9 protein-coding genes are annotated in these 12,329 nt (G+C 63.1%); 2 read left to right on the forward strand and 7 right to left on the reverse strand.

Annotated features, from left to right (window positions below):
- Positions 1-70 precede the first annotated feature (70 nt).
- From V5E99_RS15790 to hflK (V5E99_RS15805), 4 genes are read right to left on the reverse strand one after another with little or no spacing between them, the layout of a single operon-like run.
- Positions 71-1,984: a cation-translocating P-type ATPase gene (locus V5E99_RS15790; protein WP_499803270.1), complete on the reverse strand. Its 1,914-nt coding sequence runs from the start codon at positions 1,982-1,984 to the stop codon at positions 71-73.
- A complete protein-coding gene (hflK, locus tag V5E99_RS15795; RefSeq protein ID WP_499803271.1) occupies positions 1,981-3,039 on the reverse strand; it encodes a protease modulator HflK in 1,059 nt (352 codons plus the stop codon). The genes V5E99_RS15790 and hflK (V5E99_RS15795) overlap by 4 nt, the downstream gene beginning before the upstream one ends.
- Entirely contained in the window at positions 3,036-4,076 is a 1,041-nt protein-coding gene (hflC, locus tag V5E99_RS15800; protein WP_499803272.1) for a protease modulator HflC, read from the reverse strand. Before hflC ends, hflK (V5E99_RS15795) begins: the two co-directional genes overlap by 4 nt.
- Complete coding sequence (gene hflK / locus V5E99_RS15805) at positions 4,073-6,040, reverse strand: protease modulator HflK (protein WP_499803273.1); 1,968 nt, start codon at positions 6,038-6,040, stop codon at positions 4,073-4,075. Before hflK (V5E99_RS15805) ends, hflC begins: the two co-directional genes overlap by 4 nt.
- Positions 6,041-6,266: 226 nt before the next feature.
- On the opposite strand from hflK (V5E99_RS15805), the gene lpdA reads away from it, so the two are divergent.
- On the forward strand, positions 6,267-7,667 hold the full coding sequence (gene lpdA / locus V5E99_RS15810; protein ID WP_499803274.1) for a dihydrolipoyl dehydrogenase: 1,401 nt from the start codon (positions 6,267-6,269) through the stop codon (positions 7,665-7,667).
- 82 nt (positions 7,668-7,749) lie between these two features.
- On the opposite strand, the gene V5E99_RS15815 is transcribed toward lpdA, so the two are convergent.
- The gene (locus V5E99_RS15815; protein WP_499803275.1) at positions 7,750-8,223 is read right to left on the reverse strand and encodes an Lrp/AsnC family transcriptional regulator; all 474 of its coding nucleotides are present in this window, start codon (positions 8,221-8,223) and stop codon (positions 7,750-7,752) included.
- A 145-nt stretch (positions 8,224-8,368) separates the two neighbouring features.
- Between V5E99_RS15815 and V5E99_RS15820 the strand changes: the two genes are divergently transcribed.
- A complete protein-coding gene (locus V5E99_RS15820; protein WP_499803276.1) occupies positions 8,369-8,998 on the forward strand; it encodes a LysE family translocator in 630 nt (209 codons plus the stop codon).
- A gap of 3 nt (positions 8,999-9,001) precedes the next feature.
- Here V5E99_RS15820 and V5E99_RS15825 read toward each other — a convergent pair whose 3' ends face one another.
- Positions 9,002-11,140, reverse strand: coding sequence for a hypothetical protein (locus V5E99_RS15825; RefSeq protein WP_499803277.1), 2,139 nt, complete (start codon positions 11,138-11,140; stop codon positions 9,002-9,004).
- Positions 11,127-12,323, reverse strand: coding sequence for a DUF3142 domain-containing protein (locus V5E99_RS15830; protein ID WP_499803279.1), 1,197 nt, complete (start codon positions 12,321-12,323; stop codon positions 11,127-11,129). Before V5E99_RS15830 ends, V5E99_RS15825 begins: the two co-directional genes overlap by 14 nt.
- Positions 12,324-12,329: the final 6 nt, after the last annotated feature.

The following is a 12,329-nucleotide window of genomic DNA, read 5'->3' on the forward strand; positions in this document are numbered from 1 at the left end:
GCCCACACCCTAGATGACTACGAAGTGGGCACACAGTTCTGAAAATTTTGAATCGAGCCGATCCTGCGGTTTAGAGCGGCTCGTCCTTCAATTTAAGCAAAGGCTCCTGAAACCGCAGCAAACGCCCGGCGTTACCCAACACAAGCAAGGTGCTCAAGTTGTGCAGCAGCGCCGCGATCATTGCCCCCGCCGCGCCGAGCCAGCCGAACGCCGCGAACGCGACAATCGCCAAGGTCCAGCCCAGACCGATGATCACGTTCACTTGCAGTGTTTGCCGACACTGGCGACTTAACCGCACACACGTGCCGAGCCGCCGCAGGTCGCTGCCGATCAGCACGATGTCCGCCGACGCCAAGGCAATGTCCGCCCCGCCCGCGCCCATCGCCACGCCGACCACGCCGGCCTTCAGCGCCAGGGAATCGTTGATGCCATCGCCCACCACCATTGGCCGAAAGCCGTTGCCGATTTCCGTCATCACGCGATTGAGTTTGTCCTCGGGCAACGCCTGGGCTTCGACGTCGCTGATACCGACGTCCCGCGCCAATGTCTGCGCGACACTGTGCCGATCACCGGTGAGCAACAATTGCCGACCCAAACCCAGCTCGCGCAACTCGTTCAAGGCAAAACGCGCTTCCGGTTTGACGGTGTCCGCCAACAACAGCCAGGCAAGAAAGTCACCGTTCAGCGCCAGGCCCGCAATCGGTCCGTCGTGATCCGGCACGGCGGAAGTGTCGATGCCCAACTGTGCGAACAACTCCGGGCGTCCGAGGGCGGCTTCGCCCTGCTCGGTCATCGCCACCACGCCCAGGCCCTGGCGTTCGTGGATGTCCGACAGCAGCAGGAAATGCTCCTGGGTGACCAGGCTGGCCAGCGCCCGACTGACCGGGTGACTGCTTGCCGAGCCGAGGCTGGCGGCGAGTTTCAGGACGTGACTGCGATCCTCCAACGGGCTGTCGATGGATTGCAGGCGCAAGGTGCCGAAGGTCAGCGTCCCGGTCTTATCCACCACCAACGAGGTGAGGTCCGCCAGCTCTTCAAGGAACGCCGAACTGCGAATCAGAATGCCGTGACGCGCCGCCACCGCGACCCCGGCAATCGCCGTGGCCGGAGCCGAGAGCACCAGCGCACACGGACACGCCGCAACCAACACCGCCAGCATCGCCTGGGCATCATTGGTCACAAACCAGGTGACGGCGGCCAGCAACAACACCAGCACCATGTAGCTGCCAGCGTAACGCTCCAGCAAACGGGTGATCGGTGGCTTGGAACGCTCGGCGCTTTGCATCAGCGCGATAACTTTACCGAGGGTCGATTCGTTGCCGGTAAGGGTCACTTCGATGCGCAGCAGGCCATCGAGGTTGATCGCGCCGCCGAATACGGTCATGCCGACGTTCGCTTCCAACGGTACGGATTCGCCGGTAATCGAAGCGGTATCGAGGCTCGCCTGACCGGACAACACCCGACCATCCGCCGGCACCCGATCCCCGGCGCGCACTTCGACGATGTCGCCCGCCCTGAGCGTGCCGTTGTCGACTTCGACGATGGCACCGTCCGCCTGAACCTTACGCGCGTGGCTGCGGGTCAGTTTGCCGAGGGCGTGAATCGCTTCCTGGGAACCGATCACGCTGCGCTCTTCCAGCACGTGGCCGAAGATCATGATGATCGGCAGCAGCGCCGCCGTGAGCAGATCACCGGTGGCCCAGGCACCGAGCATGGCCAAGGCAATCAACTGATCGGTGATCCCGTGCAGGCTCGGATAACGCAGGCTGTACCAGGCCGAACGCATCACCGGCACGGCGACCAGTACCGAGGCGAAGCCGAGCAGCAATTGGCTGACGCCGGTCTGCTCCGGGGAGAACCAGCGCCAGATCAAACCGAGCCCGAGCAAGCCGAGAGCGAGCATCGCCAGGGTCAGTTGACGCGCGGCGCTGCGTTGCTCGGCCGAGGACAACATGCTCGGTGCGGCGGCGGTGTGGGCAGTCATTGTGCAGCTCCCTGAATGATCAGGCGGGAATCGTCTTTCGGATCGACCGTGGTCACCGACCCGGCCTGGCCGAGAATCTTCGGCATCCGCTCGCGGTATATCCGCAGCAGCATTTGCGGGTCGGTGCCCTGCTGTTGGGCTTTGGCCAGGCTCAATACGGTCGCGGTATCCGCCGAGGCTTTGGCCAATCGCTCACTGGCCTGGGCGTGGGCGACTTGCAGCGTTCGGTCGGCTTGTTCGTTGGCGGTTTGAGTCAGCTTCTCGGCGTCGGTGCGCGCGTTGGCCACGGCTTTGTCGGCTTGTTGACTGGCGGTCAGAACGGCGTTGAAGGCGTTCACTGCCGGGCCGGGCAAACTCGACTGCACATCGACGCGGGCGACTTCAATGCCGATCCCCTGCCCCGTCGCGGTCAGTTCGGCCAGGCGTTGGTTGATGCCTTGCACCAGATCACCGCGCAAGCGTTCGCGGCGTTCGGCCGCTTTGTTGTCGGCACCGATCAGCTCAGGACGGGCGACCAGAATGGTGTCCAGATCGCGGGCAGCGGTAAGTGCAACGGCGCTGCGGGTGACCAGCCGATCCAGCGCTGGCAGCACATGTTCACCTTGAAGGACGAAGTCGTACGGCGCGGTGACTTTGTAAAACACCCGCACATCCAGTTGCACCACACCAGCGTCACCGGTCAGTAAATAACCGGAGCCGGCGAGTGCATCACTGAGCGGTGTGGCAAACGTGGCCACGCGATCAGCCTGCAAAGCCACATCACTGCGCAGCAGATTTTCCACCCGCCGCTCGATCACCCGATCCGCCGCCGGCAACAAAATCACCTGTTCAAACGGACGCGGCCACGCCAACAACAGACCGGCATTCTGAATGCGATCCAGCGCGCCGAAGTGCAACACCACGGCACGGTTCTGCGGATCAATCTGCCGAACATTGGAGAACGCCCAAGCCAATGCGGCGAGTACCGTCACCGCGTACAGCGCCAAAAAAGCCAGACGCCCGGCCTGAATCCAGGGGCTGCTTAACTCATTTGTTCCACGTGGAACCAAATTCATGGCTGCGACCCGGACTTGTTATCGAGGCTCGGCGGCCCGTCAACCAACACCCGGAATGGCGCGGCATCGGTGCGCAAAATCAGTTTGGTGCCCGGTGAAACAATCGTGCCCAAGGTGTCGAGCGAACGCAGCAAGTTGTAGAGCTGCGGCGATCCGGCGTAGGCACGGCCGTAAATCTGCGCGGCTTCAACCCGGGATTGCGCTTCGATGTCGGCGGCTTTCACCGTGGCGTCGGCTTGTACGATGCGTGCGTCTCGCTCGGCGGCGGAACGGATTTGCGCCGCTTCACGCTTCCCGATGGCGGTGCGTTCGGTGGCGATAGTTTCACGCTCGGCGCGCATACGATCGACCGTGGCGGTGAGGGTCACCGATGGCAACGTCAGGCGTTCGATGCCGACTTGCAGCACGCGCACGCCATAGGTGGTGAGCAGCTGTTGATCAATCTGCTGACGCAACTGCGCTTCAAAATCGGCGATGTGCACCTGGTTGGCGTCGGTGTTCACCAGGTTGGCCAGATCAAAACTGCTGGCGGTGGTTTCCAGTGCCGAGCCGACAAAAGTGCGAATCTGCCGCGCGGCTTCATCCGGCTGGTTTTGCACGGCGCGCATGAAACGCTGCACGTTGTCCGGATCACCCTGCACCCGCCACGCCACGTAAGCCTGAACGATGATGCGCAAACCGTCCCGCGTGCCGACATCCTGCAAACCGCTCGACGTCGTGCGAAGTCGCAGGTCCACCGGAATCGCCGCTTCGAACGGCGCCGGCCAACGCCACCCCAGCCCCGGTTCGAGCAACACCCGCGACGGGTTACCGAAACGGGTGATCACCGTGGCCTCCCCGGAACGCACTTGCACCAGGCTCGCCGCCGCGATGGCGAACGCTACCAGCAGCGCCGCCCAACCCATGCGCCGCCACGGGAATGGGCCCGCCTCTTGAGGATCACCGTGGTGATGATGGTGATGCCCATGATGATGCCCGCCATGGCCGTGATCGTGGCCAGTGTGGTCATCGTGATCGTGAGTAGGGGACTGGCTCAATGGGTGGCTCCTGGCTGAGCGGTATTACGCGCCGGCGCGGGGTCAGCCGGCAGCGTGAAAGTACGCAGGTCGATGGTCGGCGCATTGCTGCTGCCGCCCAGACGATGGTCGAGCACCAGCAACTTGGCGTTGGCCAGGCCCTGGGTCAGTTGAGTGAAATATTGCTCCAGCACAAAGGCTTGGCCGGCACTGGCGTAGGCTTTGCGCTCGGCGCTGAATCGCAGGTCGGATGCCTGGGCCGTCGCGTTGATTTCCCGGGCACTGGCGGTGGCTTGGTCGCGAGCAACGCTGGCCTGCAACTGTGCCTGGTTGGTCGCCTCCGCTGCGGCGCCGCGTTCCCGGGAGATCAAGGCCTGAGCGCCAATCTGCGCCGCTTGCACGCCGTGATAAGCGTTGGCGGCACCGGCCGGCGGATGAATCGCTTCTACGACGGTGGCAAGAATTTCCACGCCGCTGTCGAGTTTGTGCAGGTCGGCCTGCACGGCTTGGCCAATCTCTTCGCCCAGCCCTACCCGGTCTTCACCAAGCAAACCGTCGAGGGTTCGCGAGGCGAAGTCGTGCACCAGAATCCGGCTCGCGGTGCTGCGAATCAGCGTCGGGACATCGGCGCTGTTGTAGGTCGCGGCCAGCGCGTCTTTATCGGTCAGGCCAATGCGATAGACGAAGCGCACGTCCATGTTGACGATCTGAAAGCTCTGCTTGTCAGCGCGGCTGCTGGCGATGACTTGGGATTTGTCGTTCACATGGCTGGCGTCCCACAAACGATTGGCAATCGCCGGGGCCGGGCCTTCGGCGGGCTCAGCCGTGACCGGGACCGATGTTTCACCGACGCTGGTGGCCAACTCGTGGACCACGCCGTTCTCGACGCTCAGCACCCGACCCAATGGCCAAGGCAAACCGGCGTGCAAACCCGGGCCGAAGACCTCCACCGGTTTGCCAAAACGTTCGTAGATGCCGCGCCCTTGCAACGGGATTTCGTGAATACCGGTGAGCGCCCAACCGACGATTGCCACCACCGCCAGCACTGGCAAAAACGCCCGGCGCATGTAGGTGAAGGCCCAGATTTGCCGCAGGTCGATGCCGAAGCGGTTGTGCAGCTCGTGCTGCAACGCCAGCAACGGTTGCGGCGGCCAGCGCAGCATGTCGGCGACAAAACTTCGGGCCAGCAACGACGGTTCCAGTTGTTCACGTTGCGGGCTGAACAGCGAAAGCACCGCACGCAGCAGCAACTCAACCGCCACCAGCCCCGGCAGCAAACCGATCAGCACCGCCAGACGCACCGGCCACACCGCTGTGTCATTGCCGAACAGCAGGCACAACGCGCTCAACACCAGGCAAATAATCGCCACCCGCGTCAGTTGCGCCAGCGATCCCGCTTCAGGCCATTCGGCGGGATTTTCCTGGGCCAGTTGCCGCTCAAGCACCAGTAAACCGAACGCCAGCAACAACGACAGCACCGCACCGACACTGGCGGACAAGCCCAGCGCAGCGGGGGTGAGTGCCAGGTTCCAGAATTGCTCAAGGCTGAACAGCGCCAGCAGCGCCCAACCGCCAAGCCACAAGGTCGGCGCACCGATCTGCGCCAGCATGTGTTGCCAGCGCTGGCCGAGGTTATCCAACAGGCGCTCGTAGCCGCCCTGGGGCTCAGCGGTTTCGTCGGCGTCGATCACCACCGGCACCGATTGCGCCGGGTTCAGCGCCTGCGCGCGCCAGTGAGTCACCCACCACGCCGATTGCAGGCCCGCCACGAGCACCAGCAAACCGGCGCTTTGACTGACCAACAGCGCCGCCCACAGCGATTGCGGTGCAAACAGCCCGGTGAAAAACGCCAGCAGCAACCCTAGCGCCGCCACAGCACTCAAACCGATTGCGTACTGACGCAATCGTCGCCCATGAAACAACGCCTGCTGAAAGCGCGGCAAACCGGCTACTTGCGTTCCATCGACATCTAGATCGACTTGCATACCACCCCAGTGTTTATTCGTTGCTGACGTCGAAGCCCGTCACATCTCGTTACCTTATAACGAAAGTGGTGAAATTTCCGTTCTAAATCGTTCTATTCAAAGGTGCACAACCTGTCGCTTAGCTGAAGCCTTGACCGAAATGCACCGGAATGCACATATTACGTTCGTAATTTTTACCAGCAACTACGTTTACCCATCCGGTCCCCTTCACTCCAGGAGTACAAGCATGAGCACCTATGACGTCGTGATTCTGGGCGGTGGCCCCGGCGGCTACAACGCAGCGATCCGCGCCGGCCAACTCGGCCTCAAAGCCGCGTGCGTCGAAGGCCGCGCCACCCTCGGCGGCACCTGCCTGAACGTGGGTTGCATGCCCTCCAAGGCGCTGCTGCACGCCTCCGAACTCTACGACGCGGCCATGGGCGCGGAATTCGCCAACCTGGGGATCGAGGTCAAACCGACGCTCAACCTCGCGCAGATGATGAAGCAGAAGGACGAAAGCGTTGCCGGGCTGACCAAAGGTATCGAGTTCCTGTTTCGCAAAAACAAAGTCGACTGGATCAAGGGCTGGGGCCACATCGACGGGCCGGGCAAGGTCACCGTGACCGACAGTCAGGGCGGCAAGACCGAACTGAGCGCCAAAGACATCATCATCGCCACCGGCTCCGAGCCCACGCCCCTGCCCGGCGTGGACATTGATAACCAGCGCATCCTCGATTCAACTGGCGCGCTGTCCCTGGCCGAAGTGCCGAAACATCTGGTGGTGATCGGCGCCGGAGTGATCGGCCTGGAGTTGGGCTCGGTCTGGCGGCGGTTGGGGGCTCAGGTGACGGTGGTCGAATTTCTCGACCGCATCTGCCCCGGTGTTGATGGCGAGGCCGGTAAAACCCTGCAACGTTCGCTGACCAAGCAAGGCATCAGCTTCAAGTTGAGTTCCAAAGTCACCCGCGCCACCACCTCGGCCAACGGCGTGCAGCTCAGCGTCGAACCCGCCGCTGGCGGCAGCGCCGAGTTACTGGAAGCCGATTACGTGTTGGTGGCCATCGGACGCCGGCCTTACACCGAAGACCTGGGCCTGGAGAACGTCGGCCTCGCTACCGACAAACGCGGCATGCTCGCCAACAAGGGCCATCACACCGAAGCGGCAGGCGTCTGGGTGATCGGCGATGTAACGTCCGGGCCGATGCTCGCGCATAAGGCCGAAGACGAAGCCATGGCCTGCATCGAACAGATCGTCGGCAAGGCCGGCGAGGTCAATTACGACCTGATCCCCAACGTGATCTACACCAAACCGGAGCTGGCCAGCGTCGGCAAGACCGAGGAACAGCTCAAGGCTGAGGGCCGCGCGTACAAGGTTGGCAAATTCCCGTTCACCGCCAACAGCCGGGCGAAGATCAACCACGAGACCGAAGGCTTCGCCAAAGTGCTGGCCGATGAGCGCACCGACGAAATCCTCGGCGTGCATCTGGTGGGCCCGAGCGTCAGCGAAATGATCGGTGAGTATTGCGTGGCGATGGAATTCAGCGCTTCCGCCGAGGACATCGCCCTGACCTGCCATCCGCACCCGACCCGCTCCGAGGCGTTGCGCCAGGCGGCGATGAATGTGGAGGGGATGGCGACGCAGATGTAAATCAAACGATCGCAGCCTTCGACAGCTCCTACGGTGTACACAAAACCCTGTAGGAGCTGCCGAAGGCTGCGATCTTTTGCTTCTAATCGGGCAAATGCCCCAGCGGCAACGCCCCCGGCGTCTTCACCGTGTGAATCGCAAAGTTGCTGCGGATGTCACTCACCCCCGGCAACTTCAGCAATCGCCCGGTGAGGAACCGGTCGTAGGCACGCAAGTCCGGCACCACCACTTGCAGCAGAAAATCCGATTCCCCGGACACCAGAAACGCCGAAATCACCTCGGGCAGCGCCGTCACCGCGTCGCGAAAGGCGTCAGCCTGTTCATCGTTGTGACGCTCGACCTTGACCCCGACAAACACCGTCAGCCCCAGCCCCACTTCGTCCCGATCAAGGTTGGCCTGATAGCCGCGAATCACCCCCGCCTCTTCCAGCATCCGCACCCTACGCAGGCACGGTGACGCCGACAAGCCGATTTCATCGGCCAATTGCACATTGCTCAGGCGTCCGTCCCGTTGCAGGGCGGCGAGAATCTTGCGGTCGTAGGCGTCCAGTTTCATGATTTGGCAGATCCTGATTGTCGAGGCGTCATAACGTGGCAGGTTATGCCAAACCCAACGCCTTTAGAAGCGAACTACGCAAGCACCTGCCCTGCCCTCCGGCCCTAGACTGCCCCTACCAAATCGACAACGAATGGAGTGCAACATGGCGGGATTGTGGATGTTTTTCATGGCGCTGGCGGTGGTGTACCTGTTGCCCGGCCCGGACATGATTCTGCTGCTGCAAACCGGCGCCCGTCACGGCAAGAGCGCGGCGCTGGCCACCGCCGTGGGGCTGGGCATTGCCCGGGGTTGTCATGTGGCGTTGGCGGCGCTGGGGCTGGCGGCGCTGTTCAAAGCCGCGCCGTGGACCTTCGACGTGGTGCGTCTGGCCGGGGCCGCGTACCTGTTGTGGATCGGTATTCAATGCTTGCGCACCACCATGCTGCCAAGCCTGAACGGCTCTGGGACAACCGCCGAACCACCGCGCTGGCATGAGTCGGTGCAGCGCGGCTTGCTGACCAACCTGCTCAATCCCAAGGCGTTGTTGTTCTGCTCGGTGCTGTTGCCGCAGTTCATCGACCCGCACGCCGGGCCGGTGCTCGCGCAATTTGCGCTGCTCGGCGCGGTGCTGGTCGGCGCCGGCCTGTTGTTCGATAGCACCTACGCCCTGCTCGGCTCGGCGCTGGGCCGGTGGCTGCAACGCAGTCCCTCGGCCCAACGGGTGCAGCAATGGCTGTTCGGCAGCCTGTTGATCGGTTTCGCCGTGAGGCTGACCTTTGTGCAACAGGCCTGAGCCTTACTGCGCCTTGCGGCGACGGCGATTGATCAAGAACAACGCCGCCGCCACGATCACCACCACACCGCCATATTCCAGCGCCTGCTTGTAAGGCCGCAGTGCTGAACGCAATGGCGCGACCAGCTCGGTCGCATAGCGTTTATTGGCAGCCTGGAAGTCCGGGGACGGGCATTGATGGCCGAAGTTCGCGGCCCAGTTCACGTAGGGCCCTTGCTCAGCGTAGCGTTGGTAAAACGCACTTTGCTCTTCAAGGCTGGAATTCCAACCCACCGCATGACACAGCACTGCCGCAAACGCTTGGCTGGAGTGGGGCAGAATGTCCGCCGCCTGACTGGCCAACGCGGTGGCGACGAAACGGTAATGGAAGCGCACATCCGGTTTGGCGAGGGTGGCTTGCTGACGCTGCACCTCACCTTCGGCCACCAACGGCCCGACCTTCAGCGCCGTCGTCTCCAGGCTGTAGTTGCCTTCGAGCGATGCAAAATCCGGCGACATCTCATAGCCCAGCAGGCTCATCCCCCACTCACGGGCCATGCTCCCGGCGTTGAACAGCGCGGCGGCGCGAGTGGTCGGCCACCACGCGGAGTCGGCCTCCTGGCGCAATTGCGCGTAGGCCCGGGCCTTGTTCTGCAAATCGACATTGTCGAAATAACCCGGCGCCTCGTCGTAACGGCCCTCGCGCAACAAGCGCCGCCCGAGCAAATCCCGCAGGCTCGCCGCCACCGGCAGCGGCACGTAGTTGTCGCGATCCTGCTGGGACAGCGGCGGTACGGCCGGCACTTGGGTGTCGACGTAATGCTTGAGCTCGTCGACGGTCAGCACCCGCTCGGCGACCGTGGCCGCATCGAGCCAGTAGATGTGTTGGCTGCGATAGAGCTGATCGAAGGCTTGCAGGTAATCGCCACGTTGCAGGGCGAGGATCGCGCTTTCACCTTCGACCCGGCACTTGGGCTGGATGATGATGCCTTCAAAATCCCAGTCAGGCGTGGGCCGCTCGCTCCAGGATTCGCTCTGCGGGAACGCTTGGGCCGCTTTCGCATACGCCCCGGCGGCGGCTGTTTTGTCGCCGTCGCGCAGCGCCAGTTTGGCCCGCACCCACCAGGCCAGGCCGCCGTCGCCGGCGTGTTCGACCAAGGCTTTGGCGCTGGCGTAGTCGCCCTGTTGGTAATTCATCGCCGCCAGCCGATCGGCGTTATCCAGGCTGCCGCGCGTGCTGTTTTGCAGCCGTTGAATCAAGCGCTTCTCGCCCGGCGGTTGTTCGTCGAATGACCAGCCGACGCGGCTGATCAACGACGCCGTGACCAATTGCTGCACCGTTTTGCCCTTGAGCAACACCGCCAATTGATCGTCCGGCAGCGCCGTGAGTTCGTTCATCAATTGCTTGAGCGAGGAGTAACCCACCTCTGAGCCGTGAAGGGTTTGCGTGGCATAGAGTTCGATTGCGCGGTCCCAGTCCCCCGCTGTGCGAACGACGCGAGCCTCTTCGCCGAGGCTGGCGACGCCCAGTTCCAGGAGATCGCTGAAGCCGTCGATGCTCAACTGGCGGGTCAGCTCGAAAGCCTTTTTTGACTGATTTAAAAGGTCCGGCCCGGCATCCGCCTCGGCGCTCATTTCATACAGTGCCCGGCCCAACGAATACGCCGCCCAGGTGCTGCGCAACGCTCGTTGGTCCGCCGGCAGTGCCAGCACCTTCTGGAAATACTCGGCGGCCAGCTCATGCTCCCCGGCGTTGAACGCCACGGCCCCCGCCAGGTATAAGCGCAGATCAATCGGCAGGATCGCGCCCTGAGCCTCCACTTGATGGCCATCGGTCAGGCTACGCAGTTGCTTGACCAACGCTTGCTGTTCAGCGGTCAAACCGGCCTGCTCGGCGCTGTCCCGTTGCTCGGTGTAGGACGGCGTATCACCGTAGTTGTAACCCGGGCTGTTGGTGGCCGCCGTGACCTTCTTCAGCCCGGCGATGGCCTGCCCGAGGCGATTGACCTCGAAGCGGAAGTTGCCTTCCGGCAGCTCCGACAGTGACTGCTCCCGGTCATCCAGCAGGCGCATCGGGAAAATCGGCCCGCAGGCCAGCGCCGAGCCCAGCGGCAAACTGAGGCTCAGGCAGAGCAGATGGCGTGGCCAGTTACGGCTGAACATTCGAACCTCCTTGATCAATTTTTGTGCAACGTGCCCAACCGATGGCACGCTGGCCTCCGGCCGCCATTCGCCCGTCGCGCAAGCGGGTGAAGGTAAGCAGGTCCGGGGTTTGTTGCAACGCATATCCGGCCAGGGCATCGGCGCCATCACAGCCTTGCACCGCCAGCGTCAGGCGTTCGGGCCAGGCGCTGTCGAGGTTGCCCTGATTGCGCACGGCGATGTCATAGAGGCCGTTTTGTTCGGATAGTTGCAGGCTCAGGCGACTGCTCAATGAACCGCCACGGGCCACGGCGCCCAGGGTCGTCAGGCTCCAGGCCCGGCGGTCACCGGCCAGCGGCAGGCGGAACCAGATCAGCCCGGCCAGATGCTTCGGCGGATCGCGGCGCAATTCCAGGACCAATTGGCGCAACAGCACAGGATCGGCCAGCAATTCCCGGCGTTTGCCGCCGCGCGCAATGGGCACTTCACTTTCCACGACCGGGGCACCCTTGATGTCCGGCAACAACGCCACGCCATAGGCCGGCAGCGCCAGATAGAACGGCTTGGCGGTGGTGCGGCTCCAAGCCTTGGCCCATTGCCTGGCCTGATCGGCATCGAATAACCCACGCCGTGGATCACTGACTGCGTGCACCTGCAATACGCTGCTATCGACCGTCGCCAGCAACCCTGGCAATTCCGGGCTGTCGAGCCATGCTGGCAATGCCGTGATGCTCAACGGTAAAGCGGCCGGCAATGCGGCGCGCAACTGCGTGAGAAACATCCGATAAGCCGGTAGCCGCGCATTGCCGGCATCGTGGTCGATTTCCACCCCGGCCAGGGTCAAGCCTTGGGTTTGCCAGTCGCCGAGCACGTGCTGGATCTGCGCAATGACGTCGTCCTGATCCAGTGCCTTGAGCTGGCCGTCCAGGCGAATCACCGCAATCAGCGGCCGGCCATCCTGCTTGAGCAGCCCCGAATCAATCCGCGCCCGCCGCCAGCCTTCCTGCGGGAAGGCCTGCAACGCTAACACCCGCAACGTCGAGAAATCGGCGCGACTGTCCCGCAACGCGGCTTCATGAGCCGGGGTCCATTGGCGTTGCCAGACGTAGAGTTGTTGATCGAGTGGGGGTGCATTGGGTTGCTCACACGCATTGAGCAACAGCACCGCGCAAAGCAGGACCGAGAGACGAACGAAAAACGGCATGAAATC

Source organism: Janthinobacterium sp. LPB2021202312-11-4 (assembly GCF_037049705.1).
GTDB lineage: Bacteria > Pseudomonadota > Gammaproteobacteria > Pseudomonadales > Pseudomonadaceae > Aquipseudomonas.

Excerpts from the sequence above, each read along its gene's own strand:
- V5E99_RS15790 (WP_499803270.1), bottom strand. The coding sequence starts at position 1,984 with ATGACTGCCCACACCGCCGCCGCACCGAGCATGTTGTCCTCGGCCGAG.
- hflK (WP_499803271.1), bottom strand. The coding sequence starts at position 3,039 with ATGAATTTGGTTCCACGTGGAACAAATGAGTTAAGCAGCCCCTGGATT.
- hflK (WP_499803273.1), bottom strand. The coding sequence starts at position 6,040 with ATGCAAGTCGATCTAGATGTCGATGGAACGCAAGTAGCCGGTTTGCCG.
- lpdA (WP_499803274.1), top strand. The coding sequence starts at position 6,267 with ATGAGCACCTATGACGTCGTGATTCTGGGCGGTGGCCCCGGCGGCTAC.
- V5E99_RS15815 (WP_499803275.1), bottom strand. The coding sequence starts at position 8,223 with ATGAAACTGGACGCCTACGACCGCAAGATTCTCGCCGCCCTGCAACGG.
- V5E99_RS15820 (WP_499803276.1), top strand. The coding sequence starts at position 8,369 with ATGGCGGGATTGTGGATGTTTTTCATGGCGCTGGCGGTGGTGTACCTG.
- V5E99_RS15825 (WP_499803277.1), bottom strand. The coding sequence starts at position 11,140 with ATGTTCAGCCGTAACTGGCCACGCCATCTGCTCTGCCTGAGCCTCAGT.
- V5E99_RS15830 (WP_499803279.1), bottom strand. The coding sequence starts at position 12,323 with ATGCCGTTTTTCGTTCGTCTCTCGGTCCTGCTTTGCGCGGTGCTGTTG.